This window comes from Actinacidiphila paucisporea, from assembly GCF_900142575.1.
Taxonomy (GTDB): domain Bacteria; phylum Actinomycetota; class Actinomycetes; order Streptomycetales; family Streptomycetaceae; genus Actinacidiphila; species Actinacidiphila paucisporea.
In genome coordinates this window covers 1-19,378 of sequence record NZ_FRBI01000046.1, presented here as the reverse complement: position 1 = coordinate 19,378, position 19,378 = coordinate 1, and the positions used below count along the sequence as shown (strand labels likewise).

Genomic DNA, 19,378 nt, shown 5'->3' with positions numbered 1-19,378 from the left:
AAGATCCCCTTCGAGCCGGGCTGCGCCTAAACAAAGCTGCAGCGACGAGAACAGCGCCCTATGCTGTCACCGCGTCGAGCACCTGACTGACGCATGATCAGCAACGGCTCCGGGGAGCCGCGCGGTTGCCGCTGCCCTGGGGGGAATCTTTGCGGAACCGTTTTCGCAGCGCTGCCGGCATGCCCATCGCCGCGGCCGTCCTGGCCACCGCCGGCCTTATCTCTGGCGCCCCGTCAGCGGCGGCGCATCCCCCGCCGAACTTCGAGACATCCGACGAGATCGTGCCCCCTGGGGAGTGGTGGTTCGCCTACGCGTGGGACACCTCGACCTGGGCCGAGGGGCACGTCGTCTACGCCTTCTCCTCCGAACCGCTGACGGGCGCGCAGGCCGCCACCGTGGGACTGCCCAAAGGCATCACGGTGGAGTCCTTGAACGACTGCACGCCGGTGGCCGGCTACCCGGCGGTCTTCAGCTGCCCCATCGAGCGCGGGTTCCGCACCAACCCGGTCTTCGACGTCGCAACGGACACTGCGGACATGACCACGGCCTACTTCGGGTATTCCTACGTCCCCACCGGCGGGGACCTGGAAGCCGGGGTGCAGACCGCCCTGTCGGCCGCCACCGGCCCCGCAGGGGCCACGTACGGGACGGGCAAGGCGACGGTGTACTCCGCTGAGCACGCAGCCCGCAATACCGTCGCCTTCGACACCCCCGACCTCCCGACCGGCGGCTCAGTACGCCACACACTGCACCTGCACACCGTCGACCCCGGCGAGCTGTATCTGCATTTCTGGCCGGCGGACGGCCAGCCAGTGTGGCGCTACGGGAACACCATCTCGTTCCAGGACGTGGCGCTCAGCGCCGGGACGATGTGCGTTCCCCTCGGGAAGGCCGTCCTCGACGGCGAGACCAATCTCAGGTGCGAGCTCACGCCGGGTGATCAGACGATCTCCTACACGCTGACAGCCCCCGCCGGGCTCACCACCTGGCACGTCCAGGCGATCACCTCGTACAACGTCTACGCCCGCGGCTACGGAGGCCTCCACGACGTCGACTCGCGCAACGCATTCGACCTCCAGGGCGGCCCGACCCGGCTCGACCACTACCTCCCGGTGCGTGACAGCGCGGGCAAGATGTCGATGTACTACGGCACGGGCAAAGCGGCAGCACCCTTCTACGCCCCGCCGCACACCGTCGGCGGCGGCTGGCAGATCTACAACGCGCTGACCAAGCTCTCCCCGGAAAGCGAAGACCTGATCTACCAGCACACCGCACCGCCGACCGCGCAGCTGAAGGGACGCGGCGACCTCGTCGGCCGCGACAGCGCCGGAGTGCTGTGGTACTACCACCGCCAATTCACCCCTCTCCCTCCGCTGGCCAACCGCACCAGGGTCGGCAGCGGGTGGAACATCTACCCCACGCTCACCGGCGGCGGCGACCTCACCCGCGACGGCAACGCCGACCTCCTCGCACGCGACAAGACAGGTGTCCTGTGGCTCTACGCAGGCACCGGCAACCCCGCAGCACCGTTCGCGAACCGCACCCGGATCGGCGGCGGATGGCAGATATACGGCACCCTCGCCGGCTCCGACGACCTCAACGGTGACGGCATCGCCGACCTCGTCGCACGCGACAGCACCGGAGTGCTGTGGCTCTACGCAGGCACCGGCAACGTCAAAGCCCCGCTGAAATCCCGTACCCGGATCTGCGCAGGATGGGCAGGCTACAACCAGCTCTCCGTCGTCGGCGACGTCACCCGCGACGGCCGCGCCGACCTGGTGGCCCGCGACAAAGCCGGCGTGCTGTGGCTCTACCGGGGAACGGGCAACCCCGCGACACCGTTCGCGAACCGCACATACGCCGGCGGCGGGTGGCAGGGCTTCAACCTGATCCTCTGACCGCCACCTACGTACGGCACTACAACGAGCACCGCCCCCATCGAGCCCGCAATCAACTTCCGCCAGGCGCCGACCAACCGCCCGTCACGGCGCACGACCTCGAGGGAGGCCGCCTCCTCCGTACGCGCATCCTCGGCGGTGCCATCAGCGATACCGTTACACGGCATGACCTGCAGCGTCGACTTTTCGAGCCCCACAGGTATCCGTTGCGGGTTGACGCGTTCGTCGCTGACCTGCCCGTACTCCGCGTTGCACATCGCGTCGGCCTCCGCCGACATGAGCGCGTCGGTAAACGTCTTGACCATCGCGCGCAGCAGGTCGGGACTCGCCGCAGCGAGGTTGTCCTCGGTGAGGGCGTGCAGGGGCAGACTGTCTGGTGCGGTCATCGTGCTGATCTCCTTCGAGGCTTAGACACTTCGAAGATCAGCCGGTGGCCGTCTCTCTATGCGGGCACCGACCCGGACGCCGGGACAAACCCCCGGATCAGGTCCAACCCGCTACACCACTTCCAAGGACGCAACCCACCGTACTTGCGGACCATCTGCGATCCAGGGCTCTTTCGCGCCACCGCCGCAGGCCGACGGTGCAGCAGCAGCATCCGATCCCGGGCCATCCACGCCAGCACGTCCACGCCAGCACGTCCGCGGCCGCGACGTCCCCCAGCGACTTCCTACACATCGGCCTGGTCGCCCCGCGCCGGGTGTACGCGCTGGTGTTCCTCTTCCGGACGACACAGGAGCTGGAGACCTTCCCCGACCCTGCACGGCGCAGCTTCGCGCGGGCCGAGATCGTCCACGGGCTCGGGCTGCACTTCGGCACCCGCGCCCTGCCCGACATCGTGCGGCACGCCGGTTATGAGGACCGGGAGGGCAGACGCCAGGTCGCCGAATCCCTTCAGCGTAGGGTCGAGCCAGGCGACAGGAAGCTCTGGGCATGTTCATCGCCCTCACGCGGGACGCGGATCCGGAGGTGCAGGAGGTTGCCGCGCGCACCCTGCCGAACGTCCGGGCCGACGCACCGGCCCTCCGCGTGTCGCCGGCCCGGCTGGTGGCCGACGCCGATCCGGACGGCGCAGTCGAGGGCCCGCGGCCTGGGCCTGCGCGACGACCCGCGCGCCGACGTCCACCGGGTGCGGCCTCGGCCGTGACGAGCACAGCATCCAGGAGTGCCACCGCTCGTACGACGCGATCTGGCGCATGGCCGTGGAGCGCTTCCAGACCGCACGTCCCGTCGTCGAAGGGCGGGATCCCGCCGTCGGGCAGCCGGACTGAAGTCCGCCGTCCGGCCCCCAGGGAAGGACCCGGGCTGGGAACATGGGACGTCGACTCGCCTACCGGACAGGCGAGTCGACGGGGTGCGTGAGAGGGGACGGGGCAGCCGGATGGGCGAGGTCAGGGTCGAGACGGTGGCGCTGGACGCAGCCGGGGGGCGGCAGATCGGCGTGCGGACGCGGACGTCCGCGGTGCTCGGGGAGCGGGCCGCGGAGGTGGAGGAGGCCATCGTGCAGGCCTCGGCGATCGCGCAGCAGTCGCTGGCGCAGGTGCCGGAGCGGGACGGGTGGCAGGTGACGTCCATGGAGGTCACCTTCGGCCTGACGCTCGCCGCCGAGGCCGGGGTCATCCTCTCCAAGGCCTCCGCGGAGGCGTCCTTCGAGGTGACCCTCACCGTGGAACGGCCCTCGGACCTGTCGCCGGACCGGCCGTGATCGCGAGGCCGGGCACCGGCACGGACTACTGGGTCGAGCTGTCCCAGGGGCGGCGGCTCGGGGCGGGCTTCCTGCTGACCCGGCGGTTCGTCGTCACCGCCCTGCACTGCCTGCGCGGGATGGCCGACGACGAGGCCGAGCTGGACGTGGCCCTGGCGGACGGCACCCGCGTGCCGGGGCGGGTGTCCCGCCAGGACAAGGAGGCGGACCTCGCGCTCGTCGAGATCTCCGCGGGGTACGGCGTCGCGCAGCCCGTACCCGTCGCCGGGGTCGCGCGGGGCGGCGAACGCTGGCGCGGGCCCTACCGGCCGGCCGCGAACGACGTCGAGCTGACCGGCTGGGTCGCCGGTGGGGCCGTGCCGTACGACTGCGAGGGCGGCGGCCGTATCGAGGCCCTGCAACTCACCGCCGACCAGCACCTCGGCGACTACTCGGGCTATTCGGGCGGCCCGGTCGAGGGCGTCACGGACAGGCAGGACCCGGCGGTCGTCGGCATCCTGCTGGAGCAGAGCCCAGACCGCGCGGACCCGACGCGCAGCGCCAACGTCCTCTTCGCGGCGACCATCCGCGAGGTGATGCGGCGCTTCGACCACTTCGACGTCGGGCACCTGGTGGCCGTCCTGCGCCCGGCAGCGGGCGGGGGTGCGGAAGCCCTGCCGCCGCCTCCGAGCCCGGCCCGTCGCGTCGACACCCTGCTCGGCCTCTTCCAGCAGATGGCCGAGCAGGCCGTCCTGGATCCGGCCGATGTCTCCGAGCTGCGCTACCTCGCACTGAAGCGCGTCTTCGACGGGCAGGACCGCGGCGCGGGCGGAGATCCGGCATGATCGGCGCCTGGGAACGGGCGGTCCGTGATGCCCGGAACGCCGTGCGGGACCCGGGCAGGACGCGGGCCGAGCGAGCGCGGAACCGCGTGCGGGCGGCCGTCGAAGCGCTGTGCGCCGAAGAGGAGTTGTGCGCTGACCGGTCCCTGGGGCCACACCTCGCCGAGCTGGTCGCGCTGCTCGACGGGCTCGGGCTGTCCGACACGTCCGGCGCCCTGCTGGACCACGTGGTCGCGTCCCTGCGCGTGCGGCCTGGCCTGCTGATCACGCTCGCGCCCGCGCTGGACCGGCTCGCCGTTGCGCTCGCCGCGCACGGCCGGTACGACGCGGCGACCTGGGTCACCGCCGCCTCGGTGGAGGACGCCACGGAACCGGCGGCGGCGCTGGCCAACCTCGCCCACCTGACGCTGCGCCGGGGCGACACCGTGGGCGCGACCGAATTCGGACTGGAGGCACGCCGCTTCGCGGCCAGGGCGGGGAGCGAGCTGGCGGAGTTGGACGTGGCGGTCCTGGAGACCGCGGTCTCCGCCGAGGCGGCCCGCAGGGAAGGCCTCCACGCGGCGGCGGACCGGCTGGTCGACGAACTGGCCGGATACGTGAAGCGCCTGGCGGCGCTGGCCGGCGACGACCACCCCGCGTCCCAGTCGGCCCTGGCCGCGCTGGCCTCCACCGAGTTCGCGTCTGCCGAGGCGGCGGGCGCGCGGGCGCGCATGGAGCGGGCGGCGGACGTCCTCGCCGTCGTGGCCCAGCGGATGTCCGCGACGCTGGGCGGCCACCATCCGCGCGCGCTGTCGGTGCTGCGGGGGCTCGCGGCGGCGGAGTACCAGCTGGCACGCACGTCCGGCGACGCACGCCGGCTCGCCGGAGCCGAGGTGCTGATGGCGGAAGCGGCACGGCGTACGGAGGTCCGGGGGCCGGAAGAACGGCGGGGGCGGGCTGGGCGTGGCGGCGCCGGGGGCGCCGCTCGGCCGGGCTGGAACCAGGAACAACTCATGGATGTGGCCGAGTCGGTGATCAGAGAGACCGAGTTGCTGTTGGCCGGGGAGAGGGTCACGTCCCTCCTGCACGGCGCGGACCCCGTTGACGCCCGAGGGCGGTTCGACACCATCCACGCCCAACTGGACCGCGCCCGGGTCCTTCTGAACGACCGGCCGAGCACGGCGTACGCCCTAGCCCTCGACGCCCTGCACCAGCTCGATGAGCTGACCCTGGCGCGCGCCGACGCCTCCGACGCCGACGCCCTCAACTCCTCCCGACGACCGTCCCCTTGACCGTCTCCGCGATCCGTTCCGCGTGGCTCGCGGTCAGGGAGGCGAAGGCGAAGAGCAGCCGCTATCACAGAGGGGTCTGTACGGTGACCGGCTCTGTTCCGTGGTCGGTGGTGACGAAGTGTTACCGCCGGCGACAAGGGGCTCAGCCGCATCCCGTACTGGGGACGACGGGAGACCCTTTCCCAAGGTCAAAAGGCCGTGAATCGGTCCCACACGAAGGTCCGCACACTCGTCGAGCAAGCCATGGCCACCCTCAGGAACTGGCGACTCCTACGGAGGATCCGGTGCGCCACCACCCAGATCACCGCCCTCGTCCATGCCGTCCTCATTCTGCATCCGACCAGCTCAGAGCGATGGTGGAAAAGACTCACCCCCCCAATACGTCACATTCCTGTCTCAGGCCCGATCAGTGCATGCAGGCGGAAAGCGAAAGGACTACCGTGAGTAGTTGGTGAGTCGTCAGTTTCGGCTGGGGGTGGGCTGTGATCGAGCTGGCAAGTGTGATCAAAGACCTGCGCGAGGAACTGCAGAGGGCGATCGAGGCGGGCAAGGGCGAGGAGCTGCGGTTCGAGCTCGGGCCGATCGAACTGGAGGTCTCAGTCGTCGTGGACCGCTCCGACGGCGGCCACGGCAAGGTGCGGTTCTGGGTGGTCGACCTGGGAGGTGAACACAAGAAGGACACGTCGAACAACCAGCGCATCAAGCTGTCGCTGACCCCGCAACTGGCCGGCACCAACCGCCGACCCCATGTCTCCGGGCGCGCCGAGGCCGGCGAGTCGTGAGGCGGGTCCGAGACGGCCTGGACCCGCGACGCGCCGTCCAGGTCCTCGCCGACCGCGACGGCACGCGCGCCCTAGGCTCCGGCTACCAGGTCACCGCCGACCTCGTTCTCACCGCCGAACACGTGGTCACCGACGCGCAGGAGGTGACGATACGGTTCATCGACGGCCCCGGCCGCATTCGCGAAACCCACGCGCGGACCGTCTGGGCGCATGCCCGGGTGGACCTCGCCGTGCTGCGTCTCGACACCCCCACCGCGGACGTGGCCCCGGTCCGCTACGGGCGTCTGGACGAGGCGGCCGACTGCGCCGCCGTGGGCTATCCGTGGTTCAAGCTCCGCCGGCAGTACACCGCCGCGGACGAGGCAGACCCCGGCATCTACCGCGAATCCCACCACGCCCGCGGCAGCGGCAGCCCGCACTCCAACCGGCGCACCGGCACACTCGAGCTGGCCGTCATCGCACCGCCGGCGCACCCGGACCCCGACCGTTCGGCCTGGGAGGGGATGTCCGGGGCCGCGGTGTTCGCCAACCGCCTGCTGATCGGCGTGCTCAGCGAGAACCACGTGCGCGAGGGACCCGGGTGGTTGACCGCGAACCCGGTCACCGCCTGGTATCCCCACCCGCCGGACCGGCACTTCACCACCTTGCACGCCCTGCTGGGCCTGCCCCCGGCGCAACGCCTGCCCACAGTCGGCCCGGCGCCTGAACGACGCGACATCAGGGCGGGCCTGGGCGTGACGCTGACCCGCCGGGACACGCACATCCACGTACACCCCCGCGCCGCAGGAACGACAGCGCACGCCGCAAGCGCGCCGAAGTATCTCAAGCTGCTCGCGGAGAGCTATCAGTGGTTGGAGTTGCAGGGCATCCGCGAAGCCGGATCGCTGCGTATCGAACTCGAGAAGGTGTATGTCGCGCTCAAGGCCGAGCCGGAGAGCGAATACGACCTGCGGCACCTGGCGAACCTGCACGCCGCCGAGGTCCAGGAGGCGGCCGGAGGCACCGCCCTCGATCTGATCGAGCCGACACAGCTGGCCGAGCTCGACGCACAGAACGTGCGCCAGACGTACCGGCCGAAACGCGACGAGGACCGGCGTGCGAAGGTCACCGAGGTGCAGACGATCGCGGACGCTTTCCGCCTGCACAATCGCGCGGTCCTGCTCGGCAACCCGGGCAGCGGCAAAACGACGCTTGGCCGCTGGCTGGCGCTGCAGCTGGCCCGGGGGATGCTCGCCCAATTACGGCACGAGGTCACGCCCGAGAGCGTGCCGGACCAGTCGGGGACCGTCCGGATCCACGTGCCACCGGGCAAGGCCTCGTCGTTGTCCAAGAGCCACTTCGTCGCGGCGCTCACGGCTGACAGACCATCGTCGACCGCGGCTGACAAGCCGGTCCTGATCTGCCTCGACCGGCTTCCGGTCCGCGGCCGGCTGGCACTGTTCGACCAGCAGGTCAAGCGTGGTCAGACTCTTCGCCTCGACCAAGTCGAGCAGTTGACCTACACGCCGGCCGGAACCGAGTGCGGGAACAGATACGCGCACCTCCGGTACTCAGCCGGCGTCGAGGGAATGCCGTCGGCAGCGGGCGCGATCGTGATCGACGTCGGAGTGCGCATCCTCGTCCCGCTCTCGCAGATCGACCCCGACCAGCCGGGCGGGCCGGACTCCGACCGCCCGGTCGACCTAGGCCCCGCCCGGGTGCCGATCTTCCTGCGCCTGGCGCACTTCGCGCGGGAACTCGCCGAGCGCGACCGCGACCAGAGGCCCACGATCCCGCTGATCGATTACCTGGGCTGCGACCCGGACTCGTCCGGCCTCGCCGACGGCGGCTCGCCGAAAACCCGCAACGCCATGCTGTGCGAGTTCCTGGACCGCAACAGCGCCGTGGTCATCCTCGACGGGCTCGACGAGCTGCCGGAGACGAACCGGCGCACCGTCCTGCTGAAGATCCAGCAGTTCCTCGAGACGGCCACCGAGCCGAACGCGCCGGACGAAGCCGGGATGCGCTGGCGCTCGCCCGGCAACCAGGTCCTGGTCACCAGCCGCTACGTCGGCTACAAGTTGATGCCCTTGCGCAGCGGCTGCGCCCACTTCGGCATCCAGCCGATGCAGCGGCCCGCGGTCGAGCACTTCGCCCGCGCCTGGACCCGCGCGGTCAGCGCGGAACTGGGCGCTGAACGGCCCGACCGGCCGACCGCTGAAGCGCTGATCGCCGAGATCTACGACGACGCCCGCCCAGCCATCCGCGAACTGGCCACCAATCCCCTGCTGATCACCATCCTGGCGACCGTCTACTGGGCCGACGGGCGGCTGCCCGACCAGCGCGCCGGGGTCTACGACCGGGTGGTGGAGAACCTGCTGACGATCTGGCTGAACCGGCCGGAGTGCCTGGCTCAGACCCTGCAGCGGCACGAGCTGCTGGCGGCGCTGGAACCGCTGGCTGCCCAGATGCAGGCGGACCACGGCAGCAACGGCCTGGTCAGCCTTGACCGGATCGCCGAACTGATCGAGGGCCCGCTCGCCCGGATGCGCCACGCGAACCCCTCGGACCGTACCTTCAAGCCGGTGCTCGATGCGTTGCTGGTGACGATCCGCAAGCACGTGGGACTGCTCGCGGAGCAGAGTTCAGGCAACTACGCCTTCTTCCACCGCACCTTCCAGGAGTTCCTGGCCGCCCGCCATCTGCTGTCCGAGCGCGAACACGCTGCCGAGCGGATCGTCGAGCGCCTCGATGACCCGCTGTGGCGCGAGCCGCTGCTGCTCGCCCTGGGACTGTTGACGGCGAGCCCTGAGTGGGGCCCGGAGACCCGGACCCGGTTGCTGGAGGGGGTGCTCGCCGGCGACGACCGGGACCCGCTGATCCCCCGCAGTGCGATGCTCGTCGTCAGCGCTCTGCCGACGCTCGACAAGGTGCCGCAGCGGGTGATCGACCGGATCGTCGGGCAGCTGCTGTCCTGCTATGCGTTCAGCCAGCGGCAGGCCCAGGCGGAGAAGCTGCGCGAGGAGATCAGGAAGGTGCTCGCGCGGCTGCGCGATGGACCGGCGGCCGAGGCGGTCGCCGAAGCGGTCTGCGAGGCGATCCGCCAGTCCGCGGCTGAGCACGACCTCGCGGGCGCGGCCGCCGAGATCCTGCTCCGGCTCGAGTGGTTTACCACGAGCACCGTGGACGCGATGCTCAGCGTCATCCATCGAGACGAGGCCGGCCTGGGCTGGCCGGTGCACTGGGCGCTGCTTGCCGCCCTCGGACAGTCCGCGGCCGGGCAGGCGCCGGTGAGATCGGCCGCGGCTTTGAACGCCCCCCGGCTCGTGGCGTCGAACCTGCCGATGCGCCGGCTGCTCGAGTCGAGACCTGACCTGACCGCGTTCGCCCGCGGGGACACCGACTGGCTGTGGCTGCTGATCGCCCTGTACGGCGGGCTCGGCCGCACCCGGGTAGGGGAGAAGCTGCTGGCGCATCAGAAACGGCAACTCGACGAGGTGCGCAGCGACGAGGACGACGCGACCGACGAGTCGGCGGCCGACCTGCCGCCGCTCGTCCCGCCGATCGCCCCGATCGATTTCTGCCCCGGCGATATCGTGCACGACCTGGCCGATGCGGAACTCGGTCGCAGCGTCCTGCGTCAGTTGCGCGCGCGTCGGCCGGCCCGTGAACTGGCCGACCTCTTCCTCCGCATCTGGCAGCGCGGCGCCGACCCGGCCGGCCGTGCGGAAGGGCTTGTCGGTCTGGCCGCGCTAGGCCAGGACGTGGTGCCGCTGGTGCACGGCGCGCTGGCCGACGGGCAGGGCCGTCCGGCCGCGCGGGCCGCACTGGACCGGTTCCGGTGGCTCAGGGCCCTGCTGCGCGAACCGGTGGTCCGCTCGACGCAGACCGCGGCCCGCACCCTGCCCACTGCTGCTTCCGCCGAGCGCCGGCTGGACCTGCTGCGGATCGTCATCGAGGCCCGTGCCGCCGCCGGAGGCGGACCGCTCGCGGTCAGTGACACGATCCCCGCCCTCCGGTTCGTGGGCACGGCCGCGCCCGATGTCCGTGACGGGGTCGACGCCGAGGAGTGGGCGTTCCTGTTCTCTGGCCTCGCCGAGCAGGCCCTGGACGAGGCCGGCGCCGGCGTCGACGCGCAGGCGGTGGTCGACCTGCGGGCACCCGGCCGGGTGGCCCGGGGCTGGGCGGAGGCGGCCCGGGCCCGCAACCACCGTGCCCGGCCGCGGTTGTGGTGGCCGCAGCGGATCCTCGCGCCGCGCTGCGACACGCCGGTCGAGCGCTATCTGGCCGTGATCGACGGCCTTGTGACCGCGCCGCCGGAGTGCGACCGTCTCGCGGGGCACGTCCTGGCCCGATGCGGGCCGGTACTCGATGCGGAACCGGGACTGGTGTGGGAGACGCTGGCGCTGTGCCACCTGCGGGGGAACACCTTCACAGCGGCGTATCTCGTGAGTGCGACCGGCGAACGGGTACGCATCAGCGCCCTCACCGCGGCGGCCGCGGACCTGGTCAGCCGATGGGATCGCGGACGGCTCGCCGCCGACCAGGCCGAGGAGCTGCGTACAGCCGTGGAGACAACCTTCCTGTGGCTGCTCGATGAGGACAGCGCGCTACCACGGAACGTACTGGACTCAGCCCGGGTTCTCCTGCGGCACGCGGTACAGATCGGCAACCCCTATCTGCGCTTCAGGGCCCTGTGGCTGTTGTCCGGCATCGCCGGACTCGAACCCGTCGCCGTGCGTCGCACGGGTCCCGACCTCATCGCCGATCCGCACGACCGCGCCCGCGCCCTCGAGTGGATCCTGATGACCATCCCGGGGATGCGGACGGGGCTGCATCTCGGGCAGTTCATCGACCTCGACGAGGTGATCCGCCGCTTCCTGCTCATCCAGGACCCGGAGAACCGCGCCCGGGCCCAGTGCCGGCTGGCGATGCTGGTCCCGGAACGGCTCGGCGACCTGCTCGACGCGGCGGCGGCATCGGTGGGGCGGATCGCCGACCCCGTGCGGCGGGCCGAGACCATCGAGGAGATCCGATTCACCCTGGGCGGGATCGCCCGGTTGGCGCCGGGATTCGAGGAGGCCGCCGAGTCGCTGCCGGACCAGTGGCTCAGGGACAAGGCGCTCGGTCGCACCTCCCGCCTGATCGCCGGACACCGGGCCGATTTCGGGGCGGGAGCCCTGGTGTGGCAGCTCACCGACGCGACCGGAACCGGAGGCGCCACCGAGTATCGGCGTACTTATCCGACCGGCGTGTTGCCCTGGGGAGTGCTTTACCTGAACGCGACGGCCGCCGAGGTCGGGGCGCTGGAAGCGACAACGGCGGGCGACACCGCGGACTGGGAACTTCTGCTCGGATCCGAGTGGCAGTCCGGTGTGGACGCGCTGATCGACTCGGCCGCCGACGGCGCGCTCTCCTTGACCATGCGCGAGGCCTCGGTCGTGAGCCGGATCATCCAGGCGGGCCGGTCTACGGTCCTCGATCAGCTGTGGGGGTACCTGGAGTGCCCGGAGCCACGGTCCTTGGCGATCGCTACCCGGTGGTCCACGGCCGACCCGTCGGCCGAGCGGTGGAAGGCGCTGGTGCAGGCGGAATCCGGGGTTCTGACGCCGGAGAGCATGGACCTGCTCGTGGAAATGCTCTGCGAGGCCACCGACCGGCTCCGGCAGCGGGTCGTCCTCGCCCTGCACGGGCCGACGCCGTGGGGCAACAACCGAAACCGGCGCTGGTCCGTGTCACGGGTGGGGGTGAAGACGATCGAGGCCATCGCCGGACACAGCGTTCGGGTCGACTACGCTCCCCAGGTCGTGAGCCCCATTACCTGGATGCAGTGTGACATCCACCACGACGATGCAGAGGCACTCCACCAGTGGTTGGCCGAGGCCGCCGCCGACCCCCACTCCGCCGCCGGCTGGATCCTGAAGAGCCTCGAGTCTGTCGACGAATCACTGGTGGCGTCACTGCTGGAGGCCCTGCCGTCGCTGCCGGCCGCGGCGCAGCGGAAGCTGCTGGTCGGCCTCGGCCAGATGGCCATCTCCTTTCGCGTCCTGGAATCGTCCGCACAAGCCCTGCAATCCGCGATCGCCGCTGTTCCGGCGCACGTCCGACGGGAGGTGTGGTTCATCCCGGAGGGCGCGGTGGCGTGTCTGAGAGCCGTGGCCGCCGCGGCCGCATGGCCTGACGAAGGGTCGCGGCTCGACGTGGCGCGGGACCAGATCGAGCGGTCGAAGCTCTGGCTCGACGACAACTGCGTGAAAAACCCTGCCGACTGCTACCGCAGGCTCGGGGCCCTGGGCGACAGCTATTACGTATACCACCGGTCGAACGGCTACTGGGACAAGGCGACCGAGGCGGCCGCGGAGCTGGCCGAGAACGAGATCGCGCTGCGGGTGCTGTTGTCCTGGTTGGAGTCCCTGTCCTTCGCCGAGTCCTCCACCGACCTGGCCACCGACCTCGTCGCCTTCCTCCTGACCGCCGCCGACGCCCTGGCCCGGGTCTCGCCGAACGCTTACACCGCGCTGGCCGACCCCGACGTATGGGAACCGATCCTCACCGAATGGGTGGAGACGGCCGACCATTGGACCGCCCGCCTCTCGGCCCTACGCCTGCTCGGGCTTTTGCGCCGGGTCACGCCCCGCGTCACCGCTGCCCTGCGCGCGGCGATGAAGGACAACTTCCACGTACAGCAGGCGGCCTACGACACCGTGCAGGACTTCCACAGTATGAAGGGCGACATCACGGCGGAACTGATCGAGTCACTGGGCGACGCGGACGCCGGCGTCGCCGGCTCAACGGCCCGCCTGCTCCTGAACCTGGCCCGGGGCGAGGGGGCGACCACCGACCGCCGCCGGATCCTGCGCGGCCTTCAAGAGGCCGCCTCGAGTCCCACCAAGGGCAGGAACATGTACATGATGAGCGAAGGTGAGATCGTCCACACACTCTCCATCCGATTCGTCGACCGCCTCGACCGGCTCCTCTACCAGGCGATCTTCGAGATCAGCGGGCTGTGAGCGGCAGGACGTCACCCCGGCGGCGCGAAGGCCCCGTCCCGCAGATCGAGCTTCTTCATCTGCTGTGCCGCCTTGCCGAGCCGGACGACCTGGTCGGCGGGCCCGAGTGACCAGACCGCGTTCGACGGCAGACCCAGCAACTGCTCCACCTCCGCGGCCGCAGCCGTGTCCGTGGTGCCGAACACCTGGACCGCCCCGCTCCCGGAGACGATCTCCGGCCAGGTCCCCGGATAGGTCGAGCGCAACTGGTACACCCCGTGCCAGAAGGTCCAGATCCGGAAGGCGTCGGCCGCTCCCCGGCGCAGAGCCGACTCGACCGGCCCGAACGGGCCGAGATCGGCACAGTAGTCGAGCAGGAACAGCACCGGGAGCGCGGAATCATCGTGTGCCCCGGACACGGCGTACAGGAGGCTGCCGATCCAGACGCGCAGCAACGCCGTGTTGTCCCCGAGGCGCCCGGCCGGAAGGATAAGATAGACAGTCGTCGGCTCGCCCGCGGCGAAGGCCGAGAGCGACACCGTGGATGTACGCAGAGTTCTGCGAACCTGTGGATTGCCGAGCGGTTCCACCCGGGCCCTGGCCCGGGACAGGATCCGGCTGCGGGTCCGGTCGTCGGTGTCCAGGAACGACGCGATCTGCTCGAACGCCGGCTTCGGGATCCGTTTGCCGACGGCGTCCAAGACCACGGCGAGGCTGTAGACGACGTCATCGGAGTGCAGCGTCGGATAGAGCTCGTCGAACGTGTTCTTCTCGGGCACGACCGCAAGATAGGCGATCAGTGCGTTGATCAAGCTGAGTGTCTCGTGGCCCAGCAGATCCGCGGCGGACGAGCGCAGCGGCAGCAAGGCCGCGAGATCCTGGCACCGGGTCGCGAAACCCGACTCCTCGACCGCTGGAAGCAGGCGGATCGGATCCAGGGCGTCCGATTCCGGGCCAGTCACCCCGAACGGATCCAGCCGCACGACAGTGTGCCCCATCCGCCGCCGGGCCTCCGCGGTAGCCGCATAGGCTTCACCGTCGAGGTCGACGACCACCGCCCGCCCCGTATAGGTCAGCAGGTTCGGGATCAAGCAGTGCCGGGATCTACCCGAAAGGTTCGGCGCGATAGTGAGGACGTGTAAGTCCCCGTCAGCCGTCACATACTCCGCGCCATCGTGCCCGCCGGGTCCAAGCCGCCCCAGCAGCAGACCCTTCGAGTCGCGCACACCCGCGTCACTCATCAGCTGCCCTCACTGACGGCCTGTCATTCTTCAAGTGCAGTGTGCCATCCCGACCCGGAGCCTGGCAGCTAAAGTGAAGACACAGGCTGCCGCGGAATGGGAGACCAGCCCATGAAGAAGTTCACCATCCCCTGCGACTTCGGCGGAGTCAAAGCCCCGTTCAACATCTACATAGGGGAACCGTCGCCCGACAAGCACCCGATCCAGTACCAGGCAGCCTGGCTCTCCCGCGAACGCAGCGGCACGATCCCGGCCGAGGTCATGGACTCGTTCGCGAAGCTACACGAGATCTCCAAGGAGAACGGCGTCAGCTTCGAGGAGCTGTGCGTGTACGCACTCGGCACGGCTAGCGGCGACGACGCCCCCGGTACGGACGGCGATTCGTCCGGAGCCCAAGCCTGAGCCTTGCGAAAGCCACGGCCGTGCCCCTCGTTTCAGCATGGGGAGTGTCTAATATAAACGGGTCTGGCCCGTAGTCGGTGGTGACGGCCAGTAGCCATCGGCGATCATGATTTTGTGGTGGATGTCAACTCGTTTGTGAACACGGTGTTTTCGGGATTGTCGGCATTGTTCGTCGAGGACGTGGCGGACGGCGGGGACGCAGTCGTGGTCACAGCTCGCACGCTGGACGCGGCGGTGCCGTGTCCAGCGTGCGGGGCGCTGACTGCGAGGGTGCACGGATATCACCGCCGGACGGTGGCGGATGTGCCGGTCGACGGTCGGCAGGTCGTCGACCGCCTGCGGGTGCGGCGGCTGGTCTGTCCGGTTCTGGGCTGCGGTCGGCAGACCTTCCGCGAGCAGGTTCCCGGGCTGCTGGAGCACCACCAGCGTCGGACGGTGCGGCTGACCAGGCAGATCGCCGAAGTGGCACGAGAGTTATGCGGCCGGGCGGCTGCACGTCTTTCCGGCCAGCTGGCCGTGCCGGTCTCCCGCACCACCATGCTCAGGTGGCTTTGGCGCTTGCCGGCACCCGAAGCACCGGTCCCCGCGGTGATCGGAGTGGATGACTTCGCGCTGCGGCGCCGTCACCGCTATGCCACGATCATCACCGATGCCGTCACCGGCCGGCGCATCGAGGTCCTGCCCGGCCGGGACGCCGATCCCCTGGAAGCCTGGCTGCGCAAGCATCCCGGCATCCAGGTCGTATGCCGGGATGGCTCGGCCACCTACGCCGAGGCCATTCGCCGCGCCCTGCCCGACGCGGTGCAGGTCAGCGACCGCTGGCATGTGTGGCGCAACCTGTGCGGCAAGGTCCAGCTCGAAGTCCGCGCCCACGCCGACTGCTGGGCCGCCGCCCTCAACCCGCCGCTGCCTGGCGGAGTACACGAGCAGACCACCCGTGAACGCTGGAACAAGATCCACACCCTGCTCGGTCAGGGCGTCGGGCTGCTGGACTGCTCGCGCCGTCTCGGCCTGGCGCTGAACACCGTCAAACGCTACGCCCGCATGCCCGAGCCCACAGGCCTGCGCATCGCACCGGCCTACCGGCCCACTCTCGTTGACGCCTACCGCGAACACCTGCGCCGACGCCGCACCGAGGAACCGGGCCTCCCCGTCCTCCACCTCTTCCACGAGATCAAGGAACTCGGCTACACCGGCAGCCTCAACGGCCTGCACAAATACCTCAACCAGGGCCGCGCTGACGGCGACCGGCCCGTCACCACCGCGAGCCGCGCCGCGCGGCTCCTCCTCACCGACCCGGACCACCTGCGGCTGAAACAGACCGCCCTGGTGGAGAAGATCACCGCAGCCTGCCCGGAGATAAGCGAACTTGCCAACCTCGTAAGCGACTTCGCGGCCCTGCTCACGCCGGCCCAAGGCAACGATGTGAAGCTCACCGAGTGGATCACCGCCACCCGCGCCGCGGCGCTGCCTCACCTACATAGCTTCGCCAACGGCCTCGAACTCGACCGCTCAGCCGTCGACGCCGGCCTCACCCTGCCCTACCACAACGGCCGCACCGAAGGCGTCAACACCAGAACGAAACGAATCATGAGACAGATGCACGGCCGAGCCGGATTCGACCTCCTCCGTCATCGCATCCTGCTGCAATGACTGCCACTGGCCGTCACCACCGACTACGGAACAGAGCCAGTCACCGTACAGACCCCCTCTATGGTGCGGATCTTGGTCGAGGCCGTGGCGTCCGCGGTGGTCGCGGCGTTGAGCGCCTCGGTGACCAGCCCTGTCGCCACCCCTATCTGGTAGTCCAGCACGGTCGTGTCCGTGCGGCCGGTCGCCGCGTTGGTCACCTCGCCGGCTCCGGAGACGGTCAGCCCGTGGCTGCCGGCGTACTCCAGAGCACTGTCGAGGGTGCGCTGCGCGCTGTCTATGGCATCCGCAAGCGTCTCGTACGTACCGACCAAGCCCCCAAAGGGCGTCCCGGGCGGCCGGCACCCCGGCCAGAGCCCGCCGCAACCGCGCGACATCCACCCGGCCGCGGTTCAGGCCGGCGTAGAGGGAGCCGTGCCCGCGGCGGTGCTCGGGCGCCAGCGCGAGGTCGACCAGCGACCGCACCGGTCCGTCCGTACACAGCACTGCGTCGGCCAGCTCGAACAGCGCGTCCGCGCGGGAGGTCAGACAGTCGTAGAAGTCGGTCCGGAACCGGGACAACACGGTCAGGGACTCGACGTGGACAGCGTCGTGCAGCAAACTCACCCTCGCGGCCTTGGCATGATCAACAGCGTCTCGACAACGCACATGATCACACCAAGGCCGCACCGCTGTCGCATCGCGTGCCAGCGACCGCTGAGCAGCCAACTGACTTTTCAGGCCCGGACGTTAAACAACAAGCTGAGCAACAGTGCACCTACGACGATCACAACTCCTGAGATCCTCAGGAGCTTGACCTGTCGATCCATTGGATTGTCGAAGACAACTCTCCCTGGCATCGGCGCGCTCCTACCCACTCTGATCATGAAACGCGGAACCGAAAAGCACAAGATTCCGAAAACTATTATGACGACCAAGATTACGAGCAATCCTATATTCATATTTCCTCGGCTCCGCCGTGCGCTAAGCGGTGGGTTGTGCTGCGCTTAGGCGCAGCACAACCCACCGCAACCACTTACTAGGGAAGGAAATCCGCAGACTTTCCGAGGACCCCGCCTGCTATGCCACCTCCTACGCATGCCAAGCCCATGTCGCCTGCTCCATTGCCATTGAATCCCTCCGCCAGAGCGCCAATAGCACATCCCCCGACCACACCGCCCACCAGGGGACTGCTGAATACCACCGTGGCTGCTACCCCTATCGCTGTGCCAACCACCAATGAGCCGACCTCCGGCCAACCGAAAAGCCCGTTGGGGTCGGTGTGGTTGGCGGGGTCGTTGCCGAAGGCGGTGTAGGGGTTGGTTTCCTTACCGGAGGGGTCGGTTTGGGTGAAGCGGCCGAGGGTGGGGTCGTAGTAGCGGGCGCCCATTTTGTACAGCCCTGTGGGGTCGAGGTAGGTGCCTTGGAAGCGGTAGGGCTGGGGGGTGGTCTGGGTGGTGGTGCGGGCCTGTCCGGTGGGGTCGTAGGTGTAGGTGTCGACCTTGGTTCCGGCCGCGTTGACCAGGCCGACGACGGAGCCTTGGGCGTCGGTGAGGTAGTAGTACGAAGTGCCGCCGGTCCTCATGGAGTTGAGTGTGCCCTGGGGGTCTCGGGTGAATCCGGTGTCGGTTCCGTTGGTGGTGGATCCGGCCAGGCCTTCGGGTCCGTTGTGGAAGGTGGTGGCGCCCAGGCTCACGCGTTCGCCGTTGTCGGTGCCGGAGTAGGCGGCGGTGTAGCTGGTGCCGCCGACGGTCAGTGCGGTGAGCTGGTTGAAGTCCGACCAGGTTTCGCCGGTGCGGGCGCCTGCGAGGGAGGCGCCGTAGGTCTCGTCGCCGGCCGCGTTGTAGCCCCAGGGGTCGGCGCCTTGGGGGGTGGGTGGCGGGGCGTTGAGTTCGCTCGCGTCGTTGTACACGTACTCCCGCAGTTGCGGTCCGTCGCAGGTGCTGGAGGCGTCGGCGTTGGTCGCAGCCGACAGGAGGTTCCCGGCGTCGTCGTAGCAGTACAGCCAGCCCGCGGTGCGGGTGCCGCCGGTGTCGGTCTCGAGCGCTTTGCCGAGGCGGTTCTGGGAGTCGTAGGTGTAGGTGACGGTGGTGCCGGCCTGGTTGTCCTTTCGGGTGTGGACCAGGGTGCCGTCGGTGCTGGAGGGGCCTGAAGTGTAGGTGTAGGCGAGGTCGGTCAGGGTGGTGCTGCCGTGGACGGCCTTGATCGCCTTGGGGCGGTTGGAGTTGTCCAGGGTGACGGTCTGGACGGTGCTGCCGGGGTAGGTGGTGCTGGTGCGGGCGTCGTCGTTGTTGTAGCCGTAGGTCGTCGTCGCCCCGGAGGGGTCTTTCAGCGTGGTGAGGCGGCCGGCGGTGTCGTAGCCGTAGTCGACGGTGCCGGTGGGGTCGGTGTAGGTGTCGACGTGCCCGTCGGGGGTGTAGGCCAGGACGGTGGTGGAACCGTCGGTAAGGGTGCGGAGCGTCTCGCGGTTGAGCTTGTCCATGGTGTAGGTAGTGGTGCCGGAACTGTCGGTGCGGGAGCGCTGGTTGCCGTCGCCGTCGAAGGTGTAGGCGACGTTCGCGCCGCCGGTGGTGGCCACGTCGGTGGTGCGGTCGCGGTTGTCGTAGGTATAGGTGGTGGTGATGCCGCGGCCGTCGGTGGCGGTGTGCGGGCGGCCCAGGT

Annotated in this window: 11 protein-coding genes and 3 pseudogenes; 9 read left to right on the top strand and 5 right to left on the bottom strand. The window is 69.7% G+C overall.

Going from position 1 to position 19,378, the window contains the following annotated elements; translation table 11 throughout:
* Positions 1-179: 179 nt before the first annotated feature.
* A complete protein-coding gene (locus BUE44_RS39095; RefSeq protein ID WP_073502958.1) occupies positions 180-1,898 on the top strand; it encodes an FG-GAP repeat domain-containing protein in 1,719 nt (572 codons plus the stop codon).
* Positions 1,899-2,093: 195 nt separating this feature from the next.
* Here BUE44_RS39095 and BUE44_RS40015 read toward each other — a convergent pair.
* Positions 2,094-2,284, bottom strand: a pseudogene (locus tag BUE44_RS40015) (transposase); the annotation flags it as partial.
* A gap of 995 nt (positions 2,285-3,279) precedes the next feature.
* Here BUE44_RS40015 and BUE44_RS34425 point away from each other — a divergent pair.
* The 6 genes and pseudogenes from BUE44_RS34425 (at position 3,280) to BUE44_RS34400 (ending at position 13,466) form a co-directional block, all read left to right on the top strand.
* Positions 3,280-3,603, top strand: a complete 324-nt coding sequence (locus tag BUE44_RS34425; protein ID WP_073502956.1) for a CU044_2847 family protein — start codon at positions 3,280-3,282, stop codon at positions 3,601-3,603.
* On the top strand, positions 3,600-4,427 hold the full coding sequence (locus tag BUE44_RS34420) for a S1 family peptidase (RefSeq protein WP_235002754.1): 828 nt from the start codon (positions 3,600-3,602) through the stop codon (positions 4,425-4,427). Before BUE44_RS34425 ends, BUE44_RS34420 begins: the two co-directional genes overlap by 4 nt.
* Positions 4,424-5,695, top strand: coding sequence for a hypothetical protein (locus tag BUE44_RS34415; protein ID WP_073502955.1), 1,272 nt, complete (start codon positions 4,424-4,426; stop codon positions 5,693-5,695). Before BUE44_RS34420 ends, BUE44_RS34415 begins: the two co-directional genes overlap by 4 nt.
* A 129-nt stretch (positions 5,696-5,824) precedes the next feature.
* Positions 5,825-6,049, top strand: a pseudogene (locus tag BUE44_RS34410) (transposase family protein); the annotation flags it as partial.
* A gap of 128 nt (positions 6,050-6,177) precedes the next feature.
* Positions 6,178-6,477 (top strand): trypco2 family protein, encoded by a 300-nt coding sequence (locus BUE44_RS34405; RefSeq protein WP_073502954.1) that lies wholly within the window; start codon positions 6,178-6,180, stop codon positions 6,475-6,477.
* Positions 6,474-13,466 (top strand): serine protease, encoded by a 6,993-nt coding sequence (locus tag BUE44_RS34400; RefSeq protein WP_073502953.1) that lies wholly within the window; start codon positions 6,474-6,476, stop codon positions 13,464-13,466. The genes BUE44_RS34405 and BUE44_RS34400 overlap by 4 nt, the downstream gene beginning before the upstream one ends.
* An 11-nt stretch (positions 13,467-13,477) precedes the next feature.
* Here the strand turns inward: BUE44_RS34400 and BUE44_RS34395 are convergent, their stop codons facing one another.
* Positions 13,478-14,686, bottom strand: coding sequence for a type IV secretory system conjugative DNA transfer family protein (locus BUE44_RS34395; protein ID WP_073502952.1), 1,209 nt, complete (start codon positions 14,684-14,686; stop codon positions 13,478-13,480).
* A 111-nt stretch (positions 14,687-14,797) separates the two neighbouring features.
* Here BUE44_RS34395 and BUE44_RS34390 point away from each other — a divergent pair, with 111 nt between their 5' ends.
* A complete protein-coding gene (locus tag BUE44_RS34390) occupies positions 14,798-15,088 on the top strand; it encodes a DUF2610 domain-containing protein (protein WP_079190348.1) in 291 nt (96 codons plus the stop codon).
* Positions 15,089-15,205: 117 nt separating this feature from the next.
* Complete coding sequence (locus BUE44_RS34385; RefSeq protein ID WP_456049220.1) at positions 15,206-16,741, top strand: ISL3 family transposase; 1,536 nt, start codon at positions 15,206-15,208, stop codon at positions 16,739-16,741.
* A 23-nt stretch (positions 16,742-16,764) separates the two neighbouring features.
* Here BUE44_RS34385 and BUE44_RS38185 read toward each other — a convergent pair whose 3' ends face one another.
* From BUE44_RS38185 to BUE44_RS34375, 3 genes and pseudogenes are all read right to left on the bottom strand, one after another.
* Positions 16,765-17,052, bottom strand: coding sequence for a hypothetical protein (locus BUE44_RS38185; protein WP_200804621.1), 288 nt, complete (start codon positions 17,050-17,052; stop codon positions 16,765-16,767).
* Positions 17,053-17,062: 10 nt separating this feature from the next.
* Positions 17,063-17,344, bottom strand: a pseudogene (locus tag BUE44_RS34380) (transposase); the annotation flags it as partial.
* 412 nt (positions 17,345-17,756) lie between these two features.
* The coding region (locus BUE44_RS34375) for an RHS repeat-associated core domain-containing protein (RefSeq protein ID WP_143172653.1) at positions 17,757-19,378 on the bottom strand (1,622 nt) is incomplete at its 5' end.

Bases quoted from the DNA above. Each gene is read 5' to 3' on its own strand.
- BUE44_RS39095 (WP_073502958.1), top strand. From the start codon at position 180: ATGCCCATCGCCGCGGCCGTCCTGGCCACCGCCGGCCTTATCTCTGGC.
- BUE44_RS34425 (WP_073502956.1), top strand. From the start codon at position 3,280: ATGGGCGAGGTCAGGGTCGAGACGGTGGCGCTGGACGCAGCCGGGGGG.
- BUE44_RS34415 (WP_073502955.1), top strand. From the start codon at position 4,424: ATGATCGGCGCCTGGGAACGGGCGGTCCGTGATGCCCGGAACGCCGTG.
- BUE44_RS34395 (WP_073502952.1), bottom strand. From the start codon at position 14,686: ATGAGTGACGCGGGTGTGCGCGACTCGAAGGGTCTGCTGCTGGGGCGG.
- BUE44_RS34390 (WP_079190348.1), top strand. From the start codon at position 14,798: ATGAAGAAGTTCACCATCCCCTGCGACTTCGGCGGAGTCAAAGCCCCG.